At 72.0% G+C, this 23767-nt stretch carries 24 protein-coding genes and 1 other RNA gene; 5 read left to right on the top strand and 20 right to left on the bottom strand.

What is annotated here, in order from left to right; genetic code table 11:
* Nucleotides 1-142: 142 nt before the first annotated feature.
* The 8 genes from ACERUN_RS08540 to ftsE form a co-directional block, all read right to left on the bottom strand.
* Nucleotides 143-364 (bottom strand): hypothetical protein, encoded by a 222-nt coding sequence (locus ACERUN_RS08540; RefSeq protein ID WP_370289468.1) that lies wholly within the window; start codon nucleotides 362-364, stop codon nucleotides 143-145.
* A gap of 119 nt (nucleotides 365-483) precedes the next feature.
* Complete coding sequence (locus ACERUN_RS08535; RefSeq protein ID WP_370289467.1) at nucleotides 484-1590, bottom strand: TerC family protein; 1107 nt, start codon at nucleotides 1588-1590, stop codon at nucleotides 484-486.
* Nucleotides 1591-1872: 282 nt separating this feature from the next.
* Nucleotides 1873-2242: a transfer-messenger RNA gene (gene ssrA / locus ACERUN_RS08530) on the bottom strand.
* A 76-nt stretch (nucleotides 2243-2318) separates the two neighbouring features.
* Nucleotides 2319-3287 carry an amidohydrolase family protein gene (locus ACERUN_RS08525; protein ID WP_370289466.1) on the bottom strand — a complete coding sequence of 323 codons (969 nt, stop codon included), beginning with the start codon at nucleotides 3285-3287 and terminating at the stop codon, nucleotides 2319-2321.
* A complete protein-coding gene (smpB, locus tag ACERUN_RS08520; RefSeq protein ID WP_370289465.1) occupies nucleotides 3280-3789 on the bottom strand; it encodes an SsrA-binding protein SmpB in 510 nt (169 codons plus the stop codon). The genes ACERUN_RS08525 and smpB overlap by 8 nt, the downstream gene beginning before the upstream one ends.
* 69 nt (nucleotides 3790-3858) lie before the next feature.
* Nucleotides 3859-5157, bottom strand: coding sequence for a murein hydrolase activator EnvC (locus ACERUN_RS08515; RefSeq protein WP_370289464.1), 1299 nt, complete (start codon nucleotides 5155-5157; stop codon nucleotides 3859-3861).
* A gap of 90 nt (nucleotides 5158-5247) precedes the next feature.
* Entirely contained in the window at nucleotides 5248-6195 is a 948-nt protein-coding gene (gene ftsX, locus ACERUN_RS08510; RefSeq protein ID WP_370289462.1) for a permease-like cell division protein FtsX, read from the bottom strand.
* 77 nt (nucleotides 6196-6272) lie between these two features.
* Nucleotides 6273-6962, bottom strand: coding sequence for a cell division ATP-binding protein FtsE (gene ftsE / locus ACERUN_RS08505; RefSeq protein WP_370289461.1), 690 nt, complete (start codon nucleotides 6960-6962; stop codon nucleotides 6273-6275).
* 135 nt (nucleotides 6963-7097) lie between these two features.
* On the opposite strand from ftsE, the gene ACERUN_RS08500 reads away from it, so the two are divergent.
* Together ACERUN_RS08500 and ACERUN_RS08495 are read left to right on the top strand one after the other, a co-directional pair.
* On the top strand, nucleotides 7098-7748 hold the full coding sequence (locus ACERUN_RS08500; RefSeq protein ID WP_370289460.1) for a hypothetical protein: 651 nt from the start codon (nucleotides 7098-7100) through the stop codon (nucleotides 7746-7748).
* 181 nt (nucleotides 7749-7929) lie between these two features.
* Nucleotides 7930-9678 (top strand): zinc-dependent metalloprotease family protein, encoded by a 1749-nt coding sequence (locus ACERUN_RS08495; RefSeq protein ID WP_370289459.1) that lies wholly within the window; start codon nucleotides 7930-7932, stop codon nucleotides 9676-9678.
* 117 nt (nucleotides 9679-9795) lie between these two features.
* On the opposite strand, the gene prfB is transcribed toward ACERUN_RS08495, so the two are convergent.
* The 3 genes from prfB to ACERUN_RS08480 all read right to left on the bottom strand — a co-directional run bounded on the left by prfB (nucleotide 9796) and on the right by ACERUN_RS08480 (nucleotide 12779).
* Complete coding sequence (prfB, locus tag ACERUN_RS08490) at nucleotides 9796-10914, bottom strand: peptide chain release factor 2 (protein ID WP_370289458.1); 1119 nt, start codon at nucleotides 10912-10914, stop codon at nucleotides 9796-9798.
* Between the two features lie 90 nt (nucleotides 10915-11004).
* Nucleotides 11005-12291, bottom strand: a complete 1287-nt coding sequence (locus tag ACERUN_RS08485; protein WP_370289457.1) for a hypothetical protein — start codon at nucleotides 12289-12291, stop codon at nucleotides 11005-11007.
* 56 nt (nucleotides 12292-12347) lie between these two features.
* Entirely contained in the window at nucleotides 12348-12779 is a 432-nt protein-coding gene (locus ACERUN_RS08480) for a hypothetical protein (protein WP_370289456.1), read from the bottom strand.
* Nucleotides 12780-13034: 255 nt separating this feature from the next.
* Here ACERUN_RS08480 and ACERUN_RS08475 point away from each other — a divergent pair, with 255 nt between their 5' ends.
* On the top strand, nucleotides 13035-13637 hold the full coding sequence (locus ACERUN_RS08475; RefSeq protein WP_370289455.1) for a hypothetical protein: 603 nt from the start codon (nucleotides 13035-13037) through the stop codon (nucleotides 13635-13637).
* Nucleotides 13638-13733: 96 nt separating this feature from the next.
* Here the strand turns inward: ACERUN_RS08475 and ACERUN_RS08470 are convergent, their stop codons facing one another.
* On the bottom strand, nucleotides 13734-13862 hold the full coding sequence (locus ACERUN_RS08470; RefSeq protein WP_370289454.1) for a hypothetical protein: 129 nt from the start codon (nucleotides 13860-13862) through the stop codon (nucleotides 13734-13736).
* Between the two features lie 28 nt (nucleotides 13863-13890).
* On the opposite strand from ACERUN_RS08470, the gene ACERUN_RS08465 reads away from it, so the two are divergent.
* Nucleotides 13891-14346 (top strand): hypothetical protein, encoded by a 456-nt coding sequence (locus tag ACERUN_RS08465; protein ID WP_370289453.1) that lies wholly within the window; start codon nucleotides 13891-13893, stop codon nucleotides 14344-14346.
* Between the two features lie 68 nt (nucleotides 14347-14414).
* Entirely contained in the window at nucleotides 14415-15047 is a 633-nt protein-coding gene (locus tag ACERUN_RS08460) for a hypothetical protein (RefSeq protein ID WP_370289452.1), read from the top strand.
* Nucleotides 15048-15064: 17 nt separating this feature from the next.
* Here ACERUN_RS08460 and atzF read toward each other — a convergent pair whose 3' ends face one another.
* The 8 genes from atzF to ACERUN_RS08420 all read right to left on the bottom strand — a co-directional run bounded on the left by atzF (nucleotide 15065) and on the right by ACERUN_RS08420 (nucleotide 23692).
* A complete protein-coding gene (atzF, locus tag ACERUN_RS08455) occupies nucleotides 15065-16855 on the bottom strand; it encodes an allophanate hydrolase (protein WP_370289451.1) in 1791 nt (596 codons plus the stop codon).
* The gene (locus ACERUN_RS08450; protein ID WP_370289450.1) at nucleotides 16852-17562 is read right to left on the bottom strand and encodes a cysteine hydrolase family protein; all 711 of its coding nucleotides are present in this window, start codon (nucleotides 17560-17562) and stop codon (nucleotides 16852-16854) included. The genes atzF and ACERUN_RS08450 overlap by 4 nt, the downstream gene beginning before the upstream one ends.
* A 49-nt stretch (nucleotides 17563-17611) precedes the next feature.
* Complete coding sequence (locus tag ACERUN_RS08445) at nucleotides 17612-18172, bottom strand: isochorismatase family protein (protein ID WP_370289449.1); 561 nt, start codon at nucleotides 18170-18172, stop codon at nucleotides 17612-17614.
* A gap of 22 nt (nucleotides 18173-18194) precedes the next feature.
* Nucleotides 18195-19355 carry a BMP family ABC transporter substrate-binding protein gene (locus ACERUN_RS08440; protein ID WP_370289448.1) on the bottom strand — a complete coding sequence of 387 codons (1161 nt, stop codon included), beginning with the start codon at nucleotides 19353-19355 and terminating at the stop codon, nucleotides 18195-18197.
* A 78-nt stretch (nucleotides 19356-19433) separates the two neighbouring features.
* Nucleotides 19434-20354, bottom strand: coding sequence for an ABC transporter permease (locus ACERUN_RS08435; protein WP_370289447.1), 921 nt, complete (start codon nucleotides 20352-20354; stop codon nucleotides 19434-19436).
* Nucleotides 20351-21451: an ABC transporter permease gene (locus ACERUN_RS08430; protein WP_370289446.1), complete on the bottom strand. Its 1101-nt coding sequence runs from the start codon at nucleotides 21449-21451 to the stop codon at nucleotides 20351-20353. The genes ACERUN_RS08435 and ACERUN_RS08430 overlap by 4 nt, the downstream gene beginning before the upstream one ends.
* Nucleotides 21448-22959 (bottom strand): ABC transporter ATP-binding protein, encoded by a 1512-nt coding sequence (locus ACERUN_RS08425; protein ID WP_370289445.1) that lies wholly within the window; start codon nucleotides 22957-22959, stop codon nucleotides 21448-21450. Before ACERUN_RS08425 ends, ACERUN_RS08430 begins: the two co-directional genes overlap by 4 nt.
* A 4-nt stretch (nucleotides 22960-22963) precedes the next feature.
* Nucleotides 22964-23692 (bottom strand): GntR family transcriptional regulator, encoded by a 729-nt coding sequence (locus tag ACERUN_RS08420; RefSeq protein WP_370289444.1) that lies wholly within the window; start codon nucleotides 23690-23692, stop codon nucleotides 22964-22966.
* Between the last annotated feature and the right edge of the window lie 75 nt (nucleotides 23693-23767).

Raw genomic sequence — 23767 nt, 5'->3', positions numbered from 1 at the left:
CTCACATTCGCGCTGGCATCGCCGAGGCCCCGTCGTTGAGGCTCAGCGCCGCCGTGCGCGGTCCAGTGCGGGTGTAGACGCCGGTTCCTCAGCGATCCGGACGTGGGGACAGACCGGGTCGGCGGCCGGTTCAGTGGCGAGGTCAGTGGCGCCGACGACGGCGCCCACCGTGCCGGTGCCACCAGCACCACGCGATGCTGACGGCCCACAGCGCCACGACGAACAGATCGTCGCGGTGGACGCCGTGACTGGCGCTGAAGGTGAAGATGACCGGGCCCGAGAGCCGCGAGCTGCCCGCCACCGCCACGAGCGCCAGCGCGGTGATCACCGTGGCGACGAACGCGAAGCGCAGGAACGAGGGCATGCGCTCGAGCCTAGAACGCTCACCCGCGCGTCCGGCGGAGGGCTCCACTCGGGCGGGGCTCGCGCGGTGGCGAGGCGCGAGAGGGCCCGGCCGCCGTCGGGCGGCCGGGACCGGGGTGGTTACGACGTCGCCCCTGGGGAGGACGTCGAGGTCATCGGGTCGAGCCCGAGCCGCTCACGCTGTCGACGCGTGCCGCCGACGATCTCCGCCGGGGTGTCGTCGCCGTACTCCGACTCGTGACCGGCGAGCATCCCGCCGTCCTCGTCACGCACCCGGAAGGGCTGGGCGGTCTCGACCTCCGGCAGGTGCCGGGCCTGCCCGCGGGTCTTACGCAGCGAGAGCGCGATGCTCGTGCCGATGATCGTGGTCACCACGGCGAGGCTGATCGTGGTCGGGATGTAGACGACGTCGATCTTGAGCAGCATCTTGATGCCCACCCAGATCAGCACCAGCGCGAGTCCCGCCTTGAGGTAGACGAAGCGGTGGATGAGGTCGGCCAGCAGGAAGTACATCGCGCGCAGGCCGAGGATCGCGAACGCGTTGGCAGTGAAGACGAGGAACACCTCGTCGGTCACGGCGAAGATCGCGGGGATCGAGTCGACGGCGAAGATGATGTCGGTGACCTCGACGAGCACCAGCACGGCCAGGAGCGGGGTGGCGACCAGGACGCCGTTGCGCCGGATCCAGAACCGCTGGCCGCGGTACTCCCCGATCATCGGGACGACGCGTCGCAGCAGCGCCAGCGTACGCGACTGGGCGGGGTCGATGTGGGCGTCGCGCTGCATCAGCATCTTCACGCCGGTCACGAGCAGGAACGCGGCGAAGAGGTAGAGGATCCAGGAGAAGCTCGCGATGAGCGCGGACCCGCCGGCGATGAAGGCCGCGCGGAAGACGAGCGCACCCAGCACGCCGTAGAACAGCACCCGGTGCTGGTACTCCCGCGGGACGGCGAAGAAGGCGAAGATGATCGCCCAGACGAAGACGTTGTCGACGGCCAGGGACTTCTCGATCAGGTAGCCGGCGAAGTACTGCTGGCCGTACTCGGCGCCGTAGATGCGCCAGATCAGCGCACCGAACGCGACACCGAAGGCCACCCAGATCGCCGACCAGGTGGCGGCCTCGCGCACCGAGATGACGTGCGCGTCCCGGTGCAGGAACAGGTCGAGGAACAGCATCGCGAGAATCACGCCCAGCACCGCGAGCCAGGCCCAGAAGGGGACATCCATGGTTCGACACCTCGTCTCATCGTCAACGGTGAAACGAAGGTCTCCCTCGAGCGGCCCGAGGCTGCTCCGCGACACCGGGGCCGATGGCCCGTAGTGACGATGCCGCGCTGGTGAGGTACTCCCCCTCGATCCGAGGATCACTCCTCGGATGCGGAAAGGATGAAGGATCGACGCTGACTTTTCAAGGCGCGAGGTCCCGCGCAAGCGGAGACGCCGACGGCCCCGGCCACCCGCGCGGGGCGGCCGGGGCCGTCGTCCTCAAGAAGGAGGTGCTGAGAGCAGCGGTGGAGCTGCGGGGAATCGAACCCCGGTCCTCGAGCGCCGAGCCAGGTCTTCTCCGGGTGCAGTCAGTGGTGGCGTTCTCTCGCCCCCGGCGCTCGCACTGACACGTCGCCGACAGGACCAGTCAGGTTTAAGTCCCGATCGACCACCCTGACAGCAGTCGATCAGCAAGTCTCCTAGATGACGCCTGGTTCCGAGCCGGAGACGGATACTCGGTCAGACGGTTCGATCACCGATCAGGCGGCGAGAGCGAACGAACTGCGCTTAGCGTTGGCAGTTATTGGTTTCCAGCGATCGTTTACGAGATGACGCTGGCTCCTCGACCCGCTTCCCCTGGAACAAACGTCCCAAGTCGAAACCGATCAGCCCCTCTTGAGTTGTGAAGCGCTGCGGGCCTGCCCGCAGTAGGTCAACACTACCCGGCGCAACGCGACGGCGCCCACCGGCTATTCCGCGGCGCCGGCCGGCCCGAGGCCCAGGCGGGCCGCGTTGTGCCAGCACACGGCGCGCAGCCAGTCGTCGCCGAGGCCGAGGCGGGCGAGGTCGTCGAGCTGCTGGCGGTAGGCGAAGGGCAGCGTCGGGAAGTCCGAGCCCCACACCACCCGCTCCCCCAGGTCGGCCAGGCGGGGCAGCAGGTCGCGCGGGTACGCGCCGTGCCCGCTGCACCCGGGGCCGTCGGCGAAGAAGTCGGTGAAGGCCATCGAGGTGTCGAGCAGCACGCGCTCGTAGGTCTCGGCCAGCTCGAGGAAGTCGCCGCACTCGGGTGAGCCCATATGGGCGATCACCAGGCGCAGCCGCGGGTGGCGCTCCAGCACCCGCCCCGTGGACGCCGCCCCGGTGAACTCCGTGGCCACCGGACCCGATCCCGCGTGCACGACCACCGGCGTGCCCGCCTCGGCGAGCGGGCCCCACACCGGCTCGAGCAGCGGGTCGTCGAGGTGGAACCGACCCACCTGCAGGTGGAGCTTGAACACCGCGACGCCGTCATCGATGAGCGCGGGCACCATCGCGGCGGCATCGGGCTCGGGGTAGAAGGTGGCCGAGCGCAGCACCTCGGGCACCTCGACGGCGAGGTCGCGGGAGAAGTCATTGAGGAAGCCCGCCACGCCGGGCTTGTGGGCGTAGGGCAGCGTCGAGAAGCGCCGCACGCCGGCCTCGCGCAGGAACGCCACGCGACGCTCGACGGGCAGGCGGTAGCGGATCGGCCAGTCGCGCCCGATCAGCTCGCCTCCGGCGTCGAACTCACGCCACACCGCGCGCTCGATCGGCGGCGGCAGGAAGTGCACGTGCAGGTCGAGCAGGCCAGGCAGACCGAGTTCCTGCCAGAAGGCTCGGACGTCGGCTGCCTCCGCGGCGAGCGTCGCGTCGTCCACGACGACGGGGTTCGGCGACGACGAGGGCGAGCCGTCAGTCACGCATGCCCTTCAGGCGGCGACCGATCGCCTCCTGCTTCTCGCGGTCGGCGGTGCGCTCGGCGATCGCCTGGCGCTTGTCCCAGGTCTTCTTGCCCTTGGCCACACCGATCTCGATCTTGGCGCGACCCTTGACGAAGTAGAGCTGCAGCGGCACCACGGTGTGGCCCTTCTCGCTGACCTTGCGCTCGATCTTGTCGATCTCCACGCGGTTGAGCAGCAGCTTGCGCTTGCGGCGGGCGGCGTGGTTGGTCCACGTGCCCTGGGCGTACTCGGGGATGTGGACGCCGTGCAGCCAGGCCTCGCCGCCATCGATGTCGACGAAGCCGTCGACCAGACTGGCCCGACCGAGGCGCAGGGACTTCACCTCGGTGCCCTGCAGCACCATGCCGGCCTCGTAGGTGTCCTCGATGAGGTAGTCGTGGCGGGCCTTCTTGTTGGAGGCCACGAGCGTGCGCCCGAGGGCGTCCTCCTTCTTGCCCGCCTTCGCCGCCTTCTTCGCCATGGGCTCATCCTCTCAGCCGCGCGCAACGGGGTTGCGCGCGGCTGCGGGTCGGTGGTGCCGAGGGATCGCTCAGAGGTAGGGCGCGGGGTCGACGGCCTCGCCGTTGCGCAGCACGATGAAGTGCAGGTGGCAGCCGGTGGACCATCCGGTCGCGCCGGAGTAGCCGAGGGTCTGGCCGCGCCGGACCCGATCGCCCTGACCGACGACGTAGTTCGTCGCGTGGTTGTAGACCAGCGTGATCGAGGCGCCGTTGACCTTGCCGATGGCCACGTAGAGCCGGTTGCCGTAGACCTCGTCGTAGAACCTGCTCACCACGGTGCCGGATTCGCCGGCCACCAGCGGCGCACCGCAACCGGTGCCGAAGTCGATGCCGTTGTGCAGACCGTAGTAGCCGTAGATCGGGTGGATCCGGTAGCCGTAGGGCGAGGTCACGGGGCCGGGGCCGGGCTTGGCCAGGAAGCCGCTGGTCGAGCCGCTGTAGCTGCCCTTCTGGCGACGCGAGAGCTCGACGATGCGCGCGCGGATCGCGGCCTCGCGCTTCTCCAGACGCTGCAGGGCGGCGCGGTCGGCGGCGCGGGCGCGGGTGACCTGCACCCGCGCGGCGGCGGTGCTGCGCACCAGGCGGGCGATGGCCGCCTCCCCCCGGGCGGCGCGCCCGACCAGACCGGTGATGGTCGCGACGTTCGCGTCGGCCTGGGCCTTGGCGCCGGCCACCTGGTCGCGAGCACGCTGGACGGCGGCCCGGCGCGCGGAGAGCTTGGCCTCGATGGCCTCGAGCTCGTCGAGCGCCTGCTGCTGGCGACCGGTGATGACGTCGTGCGCGGTCTCGTCCATGAGGATGTCCTCGATGGAGGATCGGCCCACGTAGGACGACAGCACCGCGAGGTCGGGACTGCCGTTCGTGGCGAGGGTGATGAGGGTGGCGCGGCTGGCCGCGCGCTGGCCCTTCACGTCGTCCTTCGCCTGCGCGAGCTCGCGCTGGGCCACGACGAGCTGCTGCTGGGCGGTGGCCAGCTGGGTGGCGAGCCTCGCCACCTGCGCGCGGGCCGCGCTCAGCTGCGACTGGACCTTGGCCAGACGGGTCCGGGCGGCCGTGAGCTGCCCCTGGGTCTCGGCCAGGCGGCCGCTGAGGCGCGCGACCGTGCGACTCGCCTCGTCGATCTGCTTCTTGACCCCGGCGATCTGGCCCTGGACCTGGTCCTGCTTGTTGCGCAGGTCGTCGCGGTCGTCGGCCTGGGCGAGCGGCACGGCGAGGCCCACGATCGCGACGATCGCGGCCAGGGCTGTGACCAGCCATTGGGGATGGGCCCACACGGGCACCCGCTCGCGGGTGCGTCGGAAAGCGCGGGCGCTGGGGAAGGAGCGCACGGGGAAGCCTTCGTGATCGATTGTCGGGGAAGAGCCCCGCACGGGCACCGGAGCACCGCGGACGAGACGATCGACGGTAACCGCCGCGGATCAGACTTTGATGTATTTGCGGGTCAGCAGGAGTGTCGGGATCAGCGTCAGCGCCGGCGCGAGGAAGACGATGCCGGGCGGGAATCCGCCGATGAGCGCCTGGGCGTAGTCGCTCCAGTCCACCCAGGGCAGCGCCGCGACCTCCTTGGCCATGCCCTGGTCGACGCCCCAGTACTGGAAGGCCGCCAGCGCACCCCCTGCGAGGACGACGCCCGCCGCCGCCGTCACCAGCGCCTCCAGGAGGAACGGCAAGGTGATGTAGAGCGTCGAGGCGCCCACGAGGCGCATGATCGCGATCTCACGCCGGCGAGCCAGCGCCGCCAGGCGGATCGTGTTGGCCACCTGCATGAGCGCTGCGAACAGCAGGAACGCCGAGGCCACCCACGAGCCGTACTTGAGGATGCGCATGATGCCGAAGATCTGGCCGAGCTCGTCACGCTGGTCGACGATGCGCGAGACGCCGTCGAGCCCCGCCAGGGCGCTGATGATGCCGTCGGCACGATCGGGCGACTTGAGGGTGACGATGTAGGCGGCCGGCCACTTCTCGACCGTGACCACGGGGTTGTCGCCCTCGAAGGCGGCGGCCGTGCCGTTGCGCTTGGCCTGGTCGAAGGCGATCTTGTAGCCCTCCTCCTTGGTCTGGAAGCGGGCTCCCGCGACCTCGTCGCTGCCGTCGATCTCCGACTGGATGCGCTCGCGCTGGGCGTCGTTGATCTCGCCGCTCGCGCAGTTGGGGCTGCCGGTCGGGTCGTCGACGGTGCAGAGGTTGACGCGGATCTTGAGCTCGTTGCCCAGCTGGCGGTTGGTGAGCTCGGCCTCGCGCTGGATGAGGATGCCGAGCCCGGCGAGGCTGAGGGAGACGAACAGGGTGAGGATCACCGCGAGGTGCATCGACAGGTTGCGGCGCAACCCGGTGCGGAGCTCGGTGAAGACGTAGCGCAGCTGCATGGGGTGGTTCTCTCGCTCCTCGGGGGGCGGGTGGGATGTCGACGAGCGGGGCCGACGGGGCGGACCTGACGGACGGCCTAGTGCTGGAAGCCGTAGCTACCGGCGGCCTCGTCGCGCACGACCTTGCCGTGCTCGAGCTCGATGACGCGCTTGGTGAACTGGTCGACGATGCCGTGGTCGTGGGTGGCCATCACCACGGTCGTGCCGTTGGCGTTGATCTCGCCGAGCAGGTTCATGATGCCCACCGACGTCTGCGGGTCGAGGTTGCCCGTGGGCTCGTCGGCGATGAGGATCATCGGCCGGTTGACCACGGCGCGGGCGATGGCCACGCGCTGCTGCTCGCCGCCGGAGAGCTCGTCGGGCATGCGGTCGCCCTTGCCCTTGAGCCCGACCATCTCGAGCGCGGCCGGCACCGTGGAGCCGATCTCGCGACGCGACTTGCCGATCACCTGCTGGGCGAAGGCGACGTTCTCGGTGACCGTCTTGTTGGGCAGCAGGCGGAAGTCCTGGAAGACCGTGCCGATCTGGCGGCGCAGCCGCGGCACCTTCCACCCGGCCATGCGGTTGATCTCCTTGCCGGCCACGATCACGCGACCGGTCGTGGGGCGCAGCTCGCGGAGCACGAGGCGCAGAGCGGTCGACTTGCCGGAGCCGGACGTGCCGACGAGGTAGACGAACTCGCCCTTGTCGATGTCGACGCTCACCTGGTCGAGCGCCGGGCGGCCGGGCCCGGCGTAGCGCTTGCTGACTCTCTCGAAGCGAATCACCGGCACGACGGTACGCGACCGCGGGCCGGGCGTCGCGCAGGGTCGGCCGGTGCGTCGCGACGCCCTCGTCACAGCCCGCGGCGGCGCCCAGCAGCCCCCGGCGGCGCGGACGAGACCGTGCCCTAGGGTGGCGGGGTGTCGACGGCCGTGCGCGCGCTGCTCCTCGCAGCGCTCCTGACCCTCGTGCCGGTGGCCGTGGGCGTCAGCGTGGCCGACGACCCCACCACCGCCCCCGCGCCCGTCCCCTCCTACGTGGCGACGCCGCTCAGCGCGTTCGACTCCACCGCCGCCGTCGTGCGCCGTGCGCCCTTCTGCACGGTGGTGCCGGCGGCCGCCGCGAAGCAGGCCCTGGGGGTGCCGGCGGTGGCCACCGCCTACGGCAACGGCCAGACGTTGCCGTCGCTGCGCTCGCTCCCGCGAGGCGACGTCGCCCACGAGTACGGCTGCGTCATCTCCCCCGCGGAGCGCGGCGCCCCGGCCGAGGCGCGCGCCTGGGTGTTCGTGCCGCCGGTCACCACTGCCCGGGCCCGCTCGCTGGCGGCCGCTGCGCGGGCCGAGCGGGGCTGCACCCCGGCCACCGGGGCCCCCGCCTTCGGCTCCCCCACCGTGGCGCTGCTGTGCACCGCCGGCACCACGCGGACGGCGTCCTATCGAGGTCTGTTCGGCGACGCCTGGTTCTCGTGCAGCCTGACCCTTCCGGTCTCCCTCCCGCCTGCCGATCTGCTCGATCGGGCCGGCACCTGGTGCGTCGCGGCGGCGCGCGCGGCCGGCCGCTCGTCGTCCTGAACCGGGGGCCGAGGGCCAGCTGAGGGGCGCGGGGCCCCTCGGTCGCGGCGGCGCTTCCTCCGCGCGTCGCGAGGTCCCGGGACCACCGTCCTGAGGGCCGGGTCCTGAATGTGGGCCTCCCGCCCACAAGGGGACCCGGTCCCGCCTCAGCCCCGGCGAAAGCAACGCCGATCCAGGGCACATGACGCCCCTGCTCCGCTCCTCGGCCCTCGCCCTGGCCTGCCTCGCCGTCGGCGCGGCCGCCGTCGTCCAGCCGGCCTCCGCCGACGCCGGACACGACGACCGTGGCGCCGGCACCGCCGCCCACGCCACGGACCTGAAGTCGCTGGCCGCCGCCGCTCGCCCCGCCCACTCCGACCGGGCCGTCACCCGGCGTGCACACGACGGGACGCCGTTCGTGATGGACCAGTGGGCCGAACCGGCCGACGAGCCGACCACGGACGACGAGGTGCTGACCGCCGCGCAGGCGGAGGCCGTGACCGGCGCTGCACTGGCCGACACCTTCGCGCTGCACAGCAAGCCGGGATCGAGCCGCACCATCTACCTCGACTTCGACGGCGGATCGCTGCTGTCGACGAACTCGTGGCTGCTCAACGGCCTCAGCACGCTGCTGTTCCCGGGTTGGAGCATCGACTCCTCCTCGTCGTTCAGCAGCACCGAGCGCGCGATCATCCAGGAGGTGTGGGCCCGCGTGGCCGAGGACTACGCGGCCTTCGACGTCGACGTCACCACGGAGGCACCCCCCGACGGCGCCCTGTGGCGCTCGAGCAACTCCGACACGACCTTCGGGACGCGGGTGGCCTTCACCAGCGGCACGCGGGTGCAGACCGCCATCTGCGGCGGACCCTGCGGCGGCATCGCCTGGATCGGCGTGTTCGACGCGATCACCAAGGGCGAGACCAGGTCGCCGGCGTGGGTCTTCCCGGTCTCCCTCGGCAACCGCGCGAAGACCATGGCCGAGGCCGCCTCCCACGAGGCGGGGCACAACCTCGGGCTCACCCACGACGGCACGACCTCGGAGAGCTACTACTCCGGCACCAGCCTGTGGGGTCCGATCATGGGCAGCCCCTACAACGCGGCCATCTCGCAGTGGTCGCGCGGCTCCTACCCCTCGGCGAACAACAGGCAGGACGACAACGCCACCCTCGTCAGCAGCGGCATCCCGCTGCGCACCGACGAGGCCGGCGACACCGTGGCCACCGCCGCGCCGCTCACCTCGCTGCCCAACCACCGCGGCTACATCACCCGCAGCACCGACGTCGACACCTACTCCGTCGACCAGTGCTCGGGGTCGGTCACGGTGCACGCCTCCGGGGCGCCGGTCGGGCCGAACCTCGACATCGGGCTCGACGTCCGCACCGCCGACGGCCGGGTGCTGGCCTCGGCCGCTCCTCCGACCGAGCGCACGGCCAACGGCGTGAGCGGCATGGACGCCGCCGTCACCCTGCCCCTGAACGGCGGACCGTTCTACATCTCGGTGCGCGGCACCGGCTCCGGCAAGCTGTGGACGTCGGGCGGCTACGACTCCTACGGCAGCCTCGGCTCCTACACCCTCTACGCCAACGGCTGCCTCGGCTCCCCCGCGACTCCCCCGCCGGGGATCGGCGGCGCCGGCAGCAGCAGCGCCCGTCCCAGCCGTCCGGCCCGGCCGCGGGTGGCGTCGGGTCCGCGCGGTGGTGCGCGCACGCTCAAGGTGGCGTGGAGCCCGGCGGTGTCGCGCAGCGGCCCGATCACCGGCTACCGCCTCGACGCCTACCGCATCGGGCGCAGCGGTCGGGTCATCGCCGTCCGCTCGAAGGTGGTCTCGCCCCGGGCGCGCACGGCGCGCCTCGTGCTCGGCACGGGCCGCTGGTCGGTGCAGGTGCGGGCCCGCAACCAGGCGGGGTGGAGCGCGCCGAGCGTGCGATCGGTCGGCGTCCGAGCCCGCTGAGGCGACCTGCCCGCAGACCTGGGGCCCCGTCCGTCGCGCACCGCCCGGTGCGGCGGGCGGGGCTCCCAGTCGTTCAGGGCCAGAGGCTCAGGGGGGCAGAGGCTCAGGGCCGGCTGATCAGTTCTCGTCGGCCTTGTCGGTGCCACGGCGCCAGCGGATGCCGGCCTCGAGGAAGCCGTCGATCTCGCCGTCGAAGACGGGCTGTGGGTTGCCGGTCTCGAAGCCGGTGCGCAGGTCCTTGACGATCTGGTAGGGGTTGAGCACGTAGTTGCGCATCTGGTCGCCCCAGCTGGCAGCGACGTCGCCCTTGAGGTCCTTCTTGAGCGCAGCCTCCTCGGCCTTCTTCACCGCGAGCAGCTTGGCCTTGAGCACCACCATCGCCGAGGCCTTGTTCTGCAGCTGGCTCTTCTCGTTCTGGCAGCTGACCACGATGCCGGTGGGGATGTGGGTGAGTCGCACCGCGGAGTCGGTGGTGTTGACCGACTGACCGCCCGGTCCGCCGGAGCGGAAGACGTCGACGCGGATCTCGTTCTCGTCGACCTCGATCTCGTCGGTCTGCTCGAGCACGGGCACGACCTCGACGGCCGCGAAGGAGGTCTGGCGCCGGCCCTGGTTGTCGAAGGGGCTGATGCGCACGAGGCGGTGGGTGCCGACCTCGACCGAGAGGGTGCCGTAGGCGTAGGGCGCGTGGATGGCGAACTCGGCCGACTTGATGCCGGCCTCCTCGGCGTAGGACACGTCGAAGACCTCGACGGGGTACTTGTTGCGCTCGGCCCAGCGCGTGTACATGCGCATGAGCATCTCGGCGAAGTCGGCGGCGTCGACGCCACCGGCGCCGGAGCGGATGGTGACGATGGCCTCGCGCTCGTCGTACTCCCCCGAGAGCAGGGTGCGGACCTCGAGCCCCTCGACGGCCTTGCGCACCCGACCCAGCTCGGACTCGGCCTCGGCGAGGGTGTCGGCGTCGGACTCCTCCGCAGCGAGCTCGACGAGGACGGCGAGGTCGTCGATGCGCGCCTGCAGCCCCTTGAAGCGGTCGACCTGGCCCTGCAGCGCCGAGAGGCGGCCGGTGACACGGGTGGCGTTGGCCTGGTCGTCCCACAGGTCGGGGGCGGCCACCTGCTCACCGAGATCGGCGATGTCACGCTCCATCTGGGGCAGGTCGAGCACCTGCTCGATGGTGTGCATCGTCGCGTTCAGCTGCTTGATCTCGGCATCGAAGTCGGTTCCGGCCACGATGGAGCAGCCTACGCGTGCGCGGAGCGGGGCACGAACCACGGTCGCGCCCCGCTCCGGACGCTGGGAGGAAGGGTGCCGTCGGCGTCCTCAGTCGAGGACGCCGGGCGCTGCTCCCTCGTCGTCGATCCAGTCGCGACCGTCGTCGAAGAGGTCGCGCTTCTCACCCCGCTCGTCGTCACGCTGACGACCACGCGAGCCGCCCCCCGCTCCCGCGCCGCCGCGCCCGGCAGCGCCTCCGCGACCTCCGGCACCGCCTCGGCCGCCCGCGCCTCCGCGGCCACCGGCCGATCCAGCGGCGCCGCGACCGCCGGTGGATCCTGCAGCGCCGCGGCCGCCGGCCCCGGCCGCGCCACCGCGACCGCCCACGCCGCCGCCCGCCGAGCGGGCACCGCCCGCGGTCTCGCCCGCCCCCGAACCGACGCGGCCCAGCGAACCGGGACCGCCCGTGCGACCGGTGGCGCCGATCGCGCCGGCGCCGCTGCCGCCGCGGGAGATCAGGTTGCGGATGCCGTCGACCATGCGGGGACCGCCGAACACGCCGGCGCCGAGCGCACCGGCGCCGGCCGCGCCGGCCGCGATCACGCCGGGGTGGACGCCGCCTCCGCCGCCCGTGCCTGCGCCGACCGTGCTCTCGCCCGTGCCCTCACCCGTGCCGCCGCCGGTGGAGGTGCCGCCTCCGGATCCGCCGCCGTTCCAGCCGGTGCCCGAGCCTCCCTCACCGGTGCCTGACCCGCCCTCGCCGGTGCCGCCGGCGCCGGTGCCCTCGCCGCCTCCGGAGACCCATTGGCTCCCCCCGCCACCGCCGCTGACGTAGGCGGTGCGGGTGGTGCCGGGCGCGCCGCCGCCGCGTCCACCGATGGGGGCGCCGCCGGTGCCGGACGGGTCGCCGTAGGGGTCGCGGGGATCGCCGTGGATCTCCTGCATCACGGCAGACGCCTCGGTGTAGCTGGTGCGCAGCTCCTCGATGGCCTGGCGCGCCTTCTCGTCGGCGTCCGCGTAGGCCGACTCGGCCCGACGGTGGCTCGCGGTCTGCGCCGCGAAGATCTTCAGCGTGGTGACGTCGTCCTGGTCGTCGCCGGTGGTGGGCGGCATCGTGGGAGCGGGACCGGGAGCATCCGGCACGTTCTGCGCCACGTTGTGGGCCTTCTTCATCGAGAAGTAGACGTCGTTGAGACGATTGCCCGCCTTGTGCAGCTGGGCCTGCCGATCGGAGATCTTCGTGGCGGTGGAGTCGAACGCCGCGTGCGATCGTTCCCCGATCTCCGAACCCGCGCCGAACCCCTCGCGCAGCTTGGGGGCCGCCCCGCGCAGCGCCTGGGCCACGCGATCGAGTGCGAGGGCTCCGGCTTCCCAGGCGTCCCGGCTGACGCTCACGTCACCGGAGTCCATCCCAGCCGTGCGCCGCCTGAGATCCTGGATGTGCTGGCCGGTCATCGGACGGCCCCCTCGTCGGTGCCGCTCGCCGGGGGCCCCGGCGTGACGACGGGCTCGTCGTCAGCACGGTCGAAGCGCTCGTCGTCGACCGCCACGGTGTCGCGGTGGGCATACTGCGACTCCGCTTGGGCCCGGGCGCCGAGGTCGAGCGACTCGGTGGTGGACATCAGCTGAGTCATCTCGGCGGCCGCGGCCTCGTCGGAGCGACGCACGAGCTCACGCGCCTCGCGGACCGAGTCGCGGAACGCCACGAGGTCGCCGATCATCTCCTTGAGCGTGTCGACCACCACGCCGTAGGCGCGTGCGTGGTGATAGGTCAGCTGCTCGGCGACGTCGCCCGCGCCCAGCGACGCGGTGCCGATGTGGGCTTTGGCCTCGAAGTCGATCTCCTTCAGCGTGCCGATCTGGGTGGTCAGCTCGGCGATCACCTCGGCAATGGTCGAGTCGACCAGGTCGAGTCCGGTCGCCTCCGTCCCGGCGAGGTCCTCCGGTCGGATCGAACGGACGAAGTCAGGTGGAAACATGCAGGGCCTCCGGTTCCCGAGTGGCGCGTGGGCCCCGCCTACCCCCGAGACCCCGCGTCGAAACACCATCGAGACGGTGGGCTGCCGGCTGAACCGCGATTCCGAGGTTCGACCCGACGGGCCAGCGGGTCGGGAAGGCCCATGATCTCGCGTCGTGCCGTGGCACCCGTCGTCGTGATCCTGGCCCTGAGCCTCACCAGCGCCTGCGGCAGCCAGGACGAGCCGACATCTCGGGAGGACTCGACCGGCGCCCCCACCGGCTCCGCCGAATCGTCCTCCACGTCGCCCTCGCCGTCATCCAGCCCGGCGGCCACGCCCGGAACGCCGATGACCATCCCCGCCGCCTCCCTCACCCTGCCCGAGGACGACGGCCTCCGGTGGACCGTGACGGGCACGCCCACGCTTCTGCAGGCCAGCGGCGAGACGACTCTGGCCGATGGCAGTCCTGCCTACGTCGACGTGTCGTTGCGTCAACCCAAGCTCCAGCCCGGCACCACCTTCCGCCAGTACGCCGCCATCAACGCCGACGCGACCTACGGCACCATCAAACTGCGCCCGGCCCGGGACCGCGTCGTCGACGGCCGACTCATCTTCGTCGTCACCGGATCGGAGGCCGACGAGAGCGCGACCGAGGCGGGCACCGTCGTGGACCCCGGCACCGGTCTCGTGGTCAACATCAAGGTCTCCTCCCTCGACATCCCCGCCGCCGAGTACACGTCGGTGGTCGACTCGATCCTCGAAGGCATCAGGTGGACCGAGTGAGCCTCACAGGCCGGAACAGCCGAAGGCTGTCCCCGAGGTTCGCCCGGGCGGCTGAGCGGGTAGTTCTGAGCCCATGAGGTCCTCCATCACGATCCGTCAGGCAGCGGTGTCGGCGCTGAGCGTCGTCCTGCTGAGCACCGCGAGCGCCTGCAGCAGCGGCGACCGAACCGGCGAGGCGGCCCCGGCGCCGACGAAGGGATCGGCGTCGGCATCCGCGTCGAGCACCGACGGACCGCCGTCCAGCCCCGCACCGGTGGCCGACGGACCGACGCTGACGATCCCTCAGGCGACGCTCACGCTGCCCACCGACGGACCCGATGCGGACGGCTGGCAGTTCACCCGCAGCTCGCGCCTGCAGCTGGCCTCCGCCGCCTTCACCCTGCCCGACGACGACATCGCGAGCGTCAGCGTCACCCTCGACACCGCCAACATCGGCGGCCCCCTCACCCTCGCCGACTTCGCGGAGCGCGACGACGAGAGCGTGGGCGGCATCGCGCTGCGCCGCCTCGACGACCGGACGGTCGACGGACGCCTCATGTACGTGAAGACCGGCGCGGACGGCGACGAGCGGGTCACCGAGGCCGGTCGGGTGGTCGACGAGGCCGCGGGAGGCATCGTCGGCGTCTCCCTGACGACCCGGCGACTCCCGGCCGCACGGCACGACGCGCTGGTGGACGACCTCCTCGACTCCCTCACCTGGTCGGAGTGATCACCGCGAGCAGGGCGACGTCACCGCACCGCCGACCCGGGGTAGGGCTGCGACGACCAGGTGACGACGTGGGGAACCGGAACGCGCTCGCGACGGCGGCCGTCGTCCTCAGTCTCAGCCTGCTGGCCGGGTGCGGCGGCGAGGAGCCCTCGTCGCGTCCCGAACCTGCTGGCAGCTCCCCCGCGACTGCGGACGCGTCCGGGACCGCGGGATCGGCGGACCCGTCGTCCGCCGCCCCGAGTGTCGCGCCGGGAGAGACGCTGAAGGTCGACGCGGCCAGCCTGACCCTTCCGGCGGACATCCTCGGCGGCATCACCTGGAGGGTCACGAGGGCGCAGAGGCTCCAGCTCGCCTCGGGGACCGCCTCGCTGCCCGACGGCACGCGGGCGCCCATCAACGTGTCGATCGGCCAGCAGAACGTCGTCCGCAACGTCACGCTGCGCGACCTCGCTCGGGTCAACGCGGGCTCCGGCGGCGCCACGGTTCGTCTTCAGCCCCGACCCGACCGCATCGTCGACGACCGCCTCTCGTACGTGGTGGCGGGCGCGGACGGGCCCACCATCGCGACGAGGATCGGCACCGTTCTCGACAGCGGGTCCGGTCTCGTGGCCACCATCGACATCGACTCGGTCAACCTCGACGCCCAGCAGTTCCGGGAGCTCAGCGACGCGGTCCTCGCGAGCGTCCGATGGGCCGACTGAGCGAGTGAGGGCAGGGCTCAGCTCGCGCCCCCTGCTACGTAGGCCCTCCAACCGCCGAGGCCGGTGATGTCGTCGGCGTCCTCGAGCGCCCAGGGTTCGCACACGAAGCCGTGGACGACGGAGCCGTCGGCCAGCTCCACCTGGCCGATGCCGAGCGGTGCGACGACGGTGCTGAGGAAGCTGCCTACGCTCGCCAGGGGCAGTCGGTAGACCTCCACCTCGATCGCCGCTCCCCCGTCGCGCACCCGCCGCAGCCCCGGCTTGGGCGGCGTCGTCCCGCGCAGGGCGTAGAACCGGTAGGCCGGCGCGGTGGCCGTGCGCGCCACGAGCTCGGCTCCGCGATCGACGAGGTCGCGGTGCAGCGGCATGCCTTCGAGATGGGCGCCGACCACGGCCAACTCCAGCCAGTCGTCGCGCCGCGTGGCAGTCGAGGCGATCGTGGACGACGCCCGCCCCCCGAGAGCGTCACGCACGGCGATCGCCACCCCGGCCAGTGCGGCGTCCCGGCCGGCGGAGGCCTGCAGCGTGAGCCCGAGCGGCACGCCGAACGGGGTGCCGTCGGCTGCGACTCCGGGCAGGGACACGGCGCAGAGGTCGAGCAGGTTCGTGAACGTGGTGAAGCGGCCGAGCCGACTGTTGAGAGCGACGGGATCGGCCTGCATCTCGGCGATCGTGAAGGTCTCGGTGACGGTCGGGGCGAGCAGGGCGTCGACGCCGTCGAGGAGGCCGCGGACGACGCGCCGCAGACCCTGCATCCGGTCGAGCCCGGCGAAGATGTCGACGCCACGCACGGACGCCGCCCCGGCGAGGATCTCGCGCACCGGCGGCCACACGTCGTCCGCGTGGTCGTGCAGGAAGAGCTCGAGGCCGTCGAGGCGTTCGGCGACCCAAGCGCCGGAGTAGAGCTGGTCGCCCGCCTCGAAGAAGGCGGCCATCGGGACCGGGACGAGCTCGACGCCGGCGGCGCCGAGACGCTCGAGGCAGGCCTCCCACGAGGCCTGCTCGCCCCGTGATCCCCAGCAGTCGATCGTGTCCGGGACGGCCAGTCGCAGGCCGTGCGCGGGCGTCGGGGGCGGTGTCGCCACAGGCGCCGGCAGCGCCCGCGACCAGGCGTCGTCCTCGTCGACGCCGGCGATCACGGCGAGCACCGCTGCGGCGTCCTCGACGCTGTGGGCGAAGACCGACGGGCAGTCGAGCGAGCGGCAGGCGGGCAGCATGCCGCGCCCCGACACCAGACCCACCGAGGGCTTGAGCCCGACGATGCCGTTGAGGGCCGCCGGCACCCGGCCCGAGCCGGCGGTGTCGGTGCCGATGGCGAACGGCACGATCCCGGCCGCCACGGCCACCCCGGAGCCCGAGCTCGACCCGCCCGGGATCAGCGCGGGATCGCCGACGCTGCGCGGCACCCCGTAGGGGCTGCGGGTGCCGTTGAGCCCGGTGGCGAACTGGTCGAGGTTGGTCTTGCCGATCAGCAGCGCGCCGGCCGCGTGCAGGCGCCGCACGAGCTCGGCGTCCTGCTCGGGGTGGTAGGCGAAGGCGGGGCAGGCGGCGGTGGTGGGCAGGCCGGCGACGTCGATGTTGTCCTTGAGGCCGTAGGGCACACCCCACAGCGGGAGCCGCTCGCGATCGGCCGGGTCGAGAGCTGCGGCCGCGGCGCGCGCCTGCTCGATCGGGAGCACGGTGATCCACACGCCGTCGTCGCCTCGGGCGGCGAGGCGCGCGAACACCTCCTCGACGACGTCGATCGGCGACTCGCCGGCCGCGTAGCGCTCGCGCAGCGACCCCAGCGTGAGGGCCGCCGCCGTCATGCGGGTGCGGCCAGGGAGCTGGCACCCATCGCCGACAGCAGGGCGTCGGAGGGCGCGATGGCGCCGAAGACGCCGCCCTGCATGGTCACCATCTTCAGCGCGGCCTCGTAGTTGCCGCGGTCGGTGGCCCCGGTGCAGTCGGTGAGCAGCAGGCACTCGTAGCCGCGGTCGTTGGCGTCGCGCATGGTGGTGTGCACGCACACGTCGGTGGTGATGCCGGTGAAGATCAGGTGGGTGATGCCGCGCGTGCGCAGCAGCAGGTCGAGGTCGGTGGCGTAGAACGATCCCTTGCCCGGCTTGTCGATCACGAGCTCGCCCTCGATCGGCGCCACCTCGGGCACGATCTCCCAGCCCGGCTCGCCGCGGGTGAGGATGCGCCCGCACGGGCCGTCGGAGCCGATGCCGGCGCCGATCTGCTGGCTGCGCCACAGCTTGTTGGGCGGGCAGTCGGCCAGGTCGGGTCGGTGCCCCTCCCGCGTGTGGACGACGAACAGGCCCGCCTCGCGCGCCGCCGCGAGCACCCGCTGGGTGGCGGGCAGCCCGGCACGGGTGAGGCTGAGGTCGTAGCCCATGCGGTCGACGTAGCCGCCGGGGCCGCAGAAGTCGACCTGCCAGTCGATGTTGATCAGGGCGGTGGTCGCGGGGCTGAAGCTGCCGTTGTAGGGCCAGGCGTAGGGCTCGGCCTCGACGGGTCCGAAGGTGGTCATCGCGGGTTCCTCTCGAACGAGGGTGGCTGGGGGTGGAGGGTTGCAGTGGTCAGGCGAGTGCGGCCGCGACGTCGGCCAGCGAGCCGACCGCGCCGAAGATGCCGCCCGACATCTCGATCTGGGAGCGCGCAGCAGGGACGAGCGCGGGGTCGTGGGGCACGCAGCCGTCGAGCAGGAGCAGGCACTCGTAGCCGCGGTCGTTGGCCGAGCGCAGCGTGGAGTGCACGCTGGTCTCGAGCCACGCGCCGGCGAGCAGCAGCTGGTCGCACCCGGCTCGACGCAGCACCGCGTCGAGGGGAGAGCCGAAGAAGCCGTCGGTGCCCGTGGCCGCGACGTGATGGTCGGCGGCGAGGCCCGGCACCGGGGGGTCGGGAGGACCGGCCTCCCCGACAGCCCCCGGGGGGCGGGCTGTCGGGGAGTGCCGCGGCGGGGCGGTCGCGACCTGCACGACCGTCCCGCCGTCGTCCTGGAGGCGGGTGGCGAGGTCGACGACCGCCGCCGGCACCGGGGGCGCTCCCTGGGTGCGCACCACCAGCAGGGCGGTGCGCACGGCGGTGAACGCGGCGTCGTACGGCCAGGCGTACGGCGTGGTGGCGGCGACGGTCGTCATCGTGAACCTCCGTTCCCGGGCGCTACTGGGCGAGCTTGCCGACGACGCCCTCGACGAAGAAGTCCATCGCGTCGTTGTCGGCGTAGCTGGGCACGGTGCCGTCGGGGATCTTGACCGCGCCGGACTGGTCCTTCACCGGGCCGACGAAGGGCGAGCCCTTGTCGGTGCCCAGGAAGGTCTGGGCCTCGTCGATCTTGGCCTGGGTGTCGGCGGTGACGTCCGGCCCGTACTTCGCGAGCACGAACGGGTTCGTGCCGGTCTTGTAGCCGACGCGGTAGTTGTCGTTGAACTTGCTCCCGATGAAGTCGCCGGCGACGACGGTCTTGACGATGTCGGTGTAGAGCGGACCCCAGTCCCACACGGCGCCGGTGAGCCAGCCCTTCGGGGCCAGCGACGAGGCGTCGGCGTGGTAGCCCACCGTCATGGCGCCGGCCTTCTCGGCGGCCTGGATCACCGTGGCGGTGCAGTCCTGGTGCTGGGTGAGCACGTCGACGCCCTGGCTGAGCAGGCTCTCGGCGGCAGCCTGCTGCTTGCCCGGGTCGCACCACGACGAGGTGCTGACGGTGATCGTCTCGGCCTTCGGGTTCACCGACTGCGCACCGCGCTCGAAGGCGTTGATGTTGGCGATCGTCTGCGGGATCGGGAAGGCGTAGACGTAACCCAGCTTGTCGCTCTTCGTCGACGCACCGGCTGCGATGCCGGCGAGGTACATCGGCTCGTAGACGGTGCCGAAGTACGTGCCGGCGTTCTTGGGGATGTCGGTGGTGATGGTGTTGCCCTGCTGCACCACGACCACGTCGGGGTGCTCCTCGGCGACCTTGAGCGCGGCGTCCAGGTGGCCGTAGCTGGTGGCGAAGATCAGCTTGGCGCCCTTGTCGATCATCTGCTCCATGGTGGTCGCGGCGGTGTCGTCCTCGGGGACGTTCTCGGCCGTGAGCACATCGAGGTCGGGGAACTCCTTCTTGATGACCTCGCTGCCCTCGTAGACGGCCTGGTTGTAGCCGTAGTCGTCCTTGGGGCCGACCATGATGAAGCCGACGGCGGCGGTGTCCTTGCCGGGCGCGGAGCTGCCCGAGCTGTCGGTGCTGTCCGAGCTCTCGGTGGCCGAGGAGCACCCCGCCAGGGCGAGGGCCAGCGCGAAGGTCGCGACGACCGTCCGGCCGGTACTGTGGCGAATCGACATGGATTTCCTTTCGTGTCACGCGCCGCGTCCCGCTTCGAGTGCCAGCTCCGTCGGGGCGCGGTGCGCTGTTGCGGGGGTTCAGCCGGTCGAGGGAGCGTTCTCGAAGACCCTCTTGAGCTCCGCGGGCGAGGACGACAATGTCCGGCGCCCGAGGACGGTGAGCACGACGAGGGTGAGCACGAAGGGCACCGCGTCGAGCAGGAACTGGTTGATGCCGTAGCCGCGCGCCTGGAGGGCGGGGCCGAGGGCGATCGCGCAGCCGAACAGGTAGGCGCCGCCCATCACGCGCCAGGGGCTCCACACCGCGAAGATCACGAGCGCCACGGCGATGAAGCCACGACCCGAGACCATGTTCTCGAACCACGCGTTGGCGTAGGCGGTGGAGAGGTGGGCGCCCCCGAGGCCGGCGAGCATGCCACCCACCGTGACGGCGGCGGTGCGGGTGCGCCGCACGTCGTAGCCGTGGACGACGAGCGAGTCGGCCCGCTCCCCCGCCGTGCGAACGAGCAGCCCGGCGCGGGTCTTGAACAGCACGAACCACACGGCCGGCACGAGTGCGAAGCTCACGTAGAGCAGCGGGTCGTGCTGGAAGAGGACCGTCCCGAGCACCGGGATGTCGCTGAGCAGCGGCACGTCCCAGGTGCCGAAGCCGACCACCGCCTGGCCCACGTAGGTGGCGCCGAAGAGGGAGGTGAGGCCGAGGGCGAGGAAGAGCAGGCTGAGGCCGGAGGCCATCTGCGAGGCGCCGCGGTAGACCACCAGGAAGGCGTGGACGAAGGCCAGCACGCCGCCCGCGATCGCGCCGGCGAGCGCACCGGCCCAGGGGTTGCCGGTCTCCACGCCCACCGCGTAGGCGGTGAGGGCGCCGACGAGCATGGAGCCCTCGACGCCGAGGTTGATGACGCCGGAGCGTTCGCTCACGGTCTCGCCGAGGGCGGCGTACATGATGCTGGTGCCGCCGGCGACACCGCCGGCGACGACGTCGACTGCGAGGCTCATGCGGATGCCTTCTTCCGGGTCGCGGTGAAGCCGAGCACGGCCACGAGGATCAGCGCGGTGAGCACGTTGACCGAGGCGGCGGGCAGCCCGGAGTCGAGCTGCAGGGAGTCGCCGGCCACCGAGAGCGAGGCGAAGACGAACGCGGCGACGACGATGAACGCGGGGCGGTGACGCGCCAGCCAACAGGCGAGGAAGGCGGTGTAGCCGAGCTGGGCACCGAAGCCGGGGCGCAGCTTGTACTCCACACCGGCGAACTGGATCATCCCGGCGAGCCCGGCCAGCGCCCCGCCGATCATCAGTGCCGAGAGCACCAGCACCCACACCTTGAGGCCGGCACGGCGCGCCGCCTCGGCGTTGCCGCCGGCCACCGAGATGCGGAAGCCCCAGCGGGTGCGGTTGAGCAGGTAGGCCACCACCACGACCGCGACCAGCGCAACGATGATGCCGATGTTGATGCGGGTGCCGCTGAGCACCGACAGCTTGGCGGGGTCGGCGAGCTCCCTGGTGGTGGGCTGACCGACGGGGTTCTCGCGCCAGGGCTGGTAGATGAGGAAGAGCAGCACGTCGAGGGCGACGAAGTTGAGCAGCAGCGTGCTGATCGCCTCGTTGACGCCGGTGACCAGACGCATCGCGGCGGCGATGCCCGCCCACAGTGCGCCCGCCACGGCCGCGGCCAGCAGCATCGCGACGAGCAGGAGACCGGGCGCGGCGTCGTCCCCGAGGAGGAGGAAGGCACCGCAGGCGGCGACGGCGCCGATGATGATCTGGCCCTCGCCGCCCACGTTGGTGAGGCCGGCGCGCGCGGGCACGGCCACCGCGAGTGCACCGAGGATGAGCGGCGTCATCTGGACGACGATCTCCTCCAGCGAGCGCTGGCGCTGGAAGGTGGAGGCGAACATGCCCTGGTAGGTGGCGACCGGGTCGGCGCCCTTCATCGCGAGCAGGATGCTGAAGATGATGAAGGCACCGAGCAGGGCGCCGATCCAGCGCAGTGCCGGGGCGACGGGTGCCAGACGGGCGCGCAGGCTGGCCAGGCCCGCCTCGACGGCGTCGGTCGCATCGGGGGCTCCGGGGGCTCCGGGGGCGGCGGCGCTCATGCGGCACCTCCGATCATCAGCTCGCCGATGGCCTGGCGGTCGAAGTCGGCGATGGTGACCTCGCCGGCGATGTGCCCGTCGTGCATGACGACGATGCGGTCGGCGATGCTCATCAGCTCGTCGAGGTCCTCGCTCACCATGAGCACCCCGGCGCCGGCGTCGCGGCGCTCGAGCAGGATCTCCTGGGTGCGGCGCACGTTGGCGATGTCGAGGCCGCGGCTGGGGTAGGCGGCCACGACCAGCGTCGACTCGATGGCCAGCTCGCGGGTGAGGACGACGCGCTGGATGTTGCCGCCCGAGAGCTCGCTGACCTTGCGGTGCTGGGCCGCGATCTTCAAGCCCAGGCGGCCGTCGCTCTCCTCGGTGCGCCGGCGGACCTTGCGCCAGTCGATGCCGAGACGCCGGCTCGGGAAGCGGCGTCCGTCGAGCACCATGTGGCCGGTCACGTCGAGGCGGCCCACCACCGAGTCGGCGACGGGGTCCTCGGGGATGCTGACGGCGCCGGCGTCCAGGGCCTGCGCGGGGGTGCGGACCTCCGCGCCGTCCACGCGCACGGTGCCGGACGACGGCCTGCGCAGGCCGAGAGCCACCTCGCACAGCTCGCGCTGACCGCTGCCGGCCACCCCCGCGACTCCGACCAGCTCGCCGGGGCGGACGACGAGGTCGACGCCCTTGAGCGCGAAGTTGCCCTTGTCGCCCACGCAGTCGACGCCGCGCAGCTCGAGTGCCGGGTCGGCGGCCGCACTGGCACTGGGCGTGGCGACCGTACGGTCGAGGTCGGCCACCGAGCGGCCCACCATCGCCTCGATCAGCTCGGGGTTGGTGTAGTCGGCGGGGTTCACGTTCGACAGCACGGTGCGCCCGCCGCGCAGCACGGTGGCGCGGTCGGCGATGGTGCGCACCTCGTCGAGCTTGTGCGTGACGATCACGACGCCAAAGCCCTGCTGGCGCAGGTGGTCGACGACCCTGAAGAGCGACTCGACCTCCTGGGGAGCGAGCACGCTGGTGGGCTCGTCGAGGATCACGAGGCGCGCCCCGGTCATGAGCACCTTGAGGATCTCGACGCGCTGGCGCTCGCCGATGGAGAGCTGGCCGACCTTCACGTCGGGGTTGACCGAAAGGCCGAACTCGCGGCTGGCCTCGCTGATGCGCGCGGCGAGGCGGCCGAGCTTGAGCGTGATGCCCTCGGGTAGGGCGAGGGCCACGTTCTCGGCGACGGTGAGGGCGGGGACGAGGCGGAGATCCTGGAAGACCATGCCGATGCCGCGCTTGCGGGCGTCGGCGGGGCTGGCGATCACCGCCTCCCTGCCGTCGACGAGCAGCTGCCCGGAGTCGGGGTGGTAGACGCCGTAGATCATCTTGAGCAGCGTCGACTTGCCGGCGCCGTTCTCGCCCACGAGCGCGTGCACCTCGCCGGGCCACAGCTGCAGGCTGACGTCGGTGTTGGCCTTGACCTCGCCGAAGTGCTTGGTGAGCCCGAGGACCTCGAGCAGGGGTTCAGGGCGCATGGGATCAGGCCTCCCGGGTGCGGCGGCTGCGCAGGGAGCGCTGCCGCATGGCGTCGGCGGCGCGCTGCTCGACGATGTCGAGGGAGGCGCCGATGTGCTCGCGCAGGCGGTCGGCGGCGAGGTCGATCTCGCCGGCGAGCAGCGCCCGCACGATGTCGAGGTGTTCGCCGATCGAGGAGGTGATGCGGTCGGCGCTGAGGAAGTCGTAGGTGCGCACGGGGCGGATGCGCACGTTGATGGTCTCGAGCATCTCGGCGAGCGCGAGGTTGCCCGAGGCCCGCAGCAGGCTGAGGTGGAAGCTCTCGTCGAGCTCGATGAACGAGCCGTCCGGCGCCGGCGGGTCGAGCCGGATGCCCTCCCACTCCTCCTGCAGCTCGACGAGCGCGTCGCGGTCGTGGTCGATGCCGACCTCGTGCGCGCGGGTGATGCCGCGCAGCTCGAGGGTGAGGCGCAGCTCGTAGAGGTCGCGAAGGTCGAACAGGTCGATCTCGGCCACGTAGTAGCCGCCGTCGGAGTAGCGCTTGAGGAGGCGGTCGGCGTGCAGGCGGACGAACGCCTCGCGCACCGGGGTGCGCGACACCTGCAGCTGCTCGGCGATGGCCTCCTCGGTGAGGCGCAGGCCGGTGGGGATCTCGCCGAGCATGACCATCCTCCTCACCTCGGTGTAGGCCCGCTCGCGCAGCAGGTGCGCCGCGGCGGTGCGGGTGCGCGGGGGCGGTGCGGTCGTCGTCATGGAGTGCGTCCCTGTCGTCCCGAGGCCGATGTCGGTGTGCCCGGCGCCGGTGTATCCGGCGCTGTATACGAGGCT

The organism is Nocardioides sp. (assembly GCF_964229035.1).
Classification (GTDB): Bacteria; Actinomycetota; Actinomycetes; order Propionibacteriales; family Nocardioidaceae; genus Nocardioides.
This window is presented reverse-complemented; position numbering and strand designations above follow the sequence as displayed.

Coding starts and splice junctions, on each gene's coding strand:
- ACERUN_RS08540 (WP_370289468.1), bottom strand. CDS start 364: ATGCCCTCGTTCCTGCGCTTCGCGTTCGTCGCCACGGTGATCACCGCG.
- ACERUN_RS08535 (WP_370289467.1), bottom strand. CDS start 1,590: ATGGATGTCCCCTTCTGGGCCTGGCTCGCGGTGCTGGGCGTGATTCTC.
- smpB (WP_370289465.1), bottom strand. CDS start 3,789: ATGGCGAAGAAGGCGGCGAAGGCGGGCAAGAAGGAGGACGCCCTCGGG.
- ftsX (WP_370289462.1), bottom strand. CDS start 6,195: ATGCAGCTGCGCTACGTCTTCACCGAGCTCCGCACCGGGTTGCGCCGC.
- ACERUN_RS08495 (WP_370289459.1), top strand. CDS start 7,930: ATGACGCCCCTGCTCCGCTCCTCGGCCCTCGCCCTGGCCTGCCTCGCC.
- atzF (WP_370289451.1), bottom strand. CDS start 16,855: ATGACGGCGGCGGCCCTCACGCTGGGGTCGCTGCGCGAGCGCTACGCG.
- ACERUN_RS08450 (WP_370289450.1), bottom strand. CDS start 17,562: ATGACCACCTTCGGACCCGTCGAGGCCGAGCCCTACGCCTGGCCCTAC.
- ACERUN_RS08445 (WP_370289449.1), bottom strand. CDS start 18,172: ATGACGACCGTCGCCGCCACCACGCCGTACGCCTGGCCGTACGACGCC.
- ACERUN_RS08440 (WP_370289448.1), bottom strand. CDS start 19,355: ATGTCGATTCGCCACAGTACCGGCCGGACGGTCGTCGCGACCTTCGCG.
- ACERUN_RS08435 (WP_370289447.1), bottom strand. CDS start 20,354: ATGAGCCTCGCAGTCGACGTCGTCGCCGGCGGTGTCGCCGGCGGCACC.
- ACERUN_RS08430 (WP_370289446.1), bottom strand. CDS start 21,451: ATGAGCGCCGCCGCCCCCGGAGCCCCCGGAGCCCCCGATGCGACCGAC.
- ACERUN_RS08425 (WP_370289445.1), bottom strand. CDS start 22,959: ATGCGCCCTGAACCCCTGCTCGAGGTCCTCGGGCTCACCAAGCACTTC.
- ACERUN_RS08420 (WP_370289444.1), bottom strand. CDS start 23,692: ATGACGACGACCGCACCGCCCCCGCGCACCCGCACCGCCGCGGCGCAC.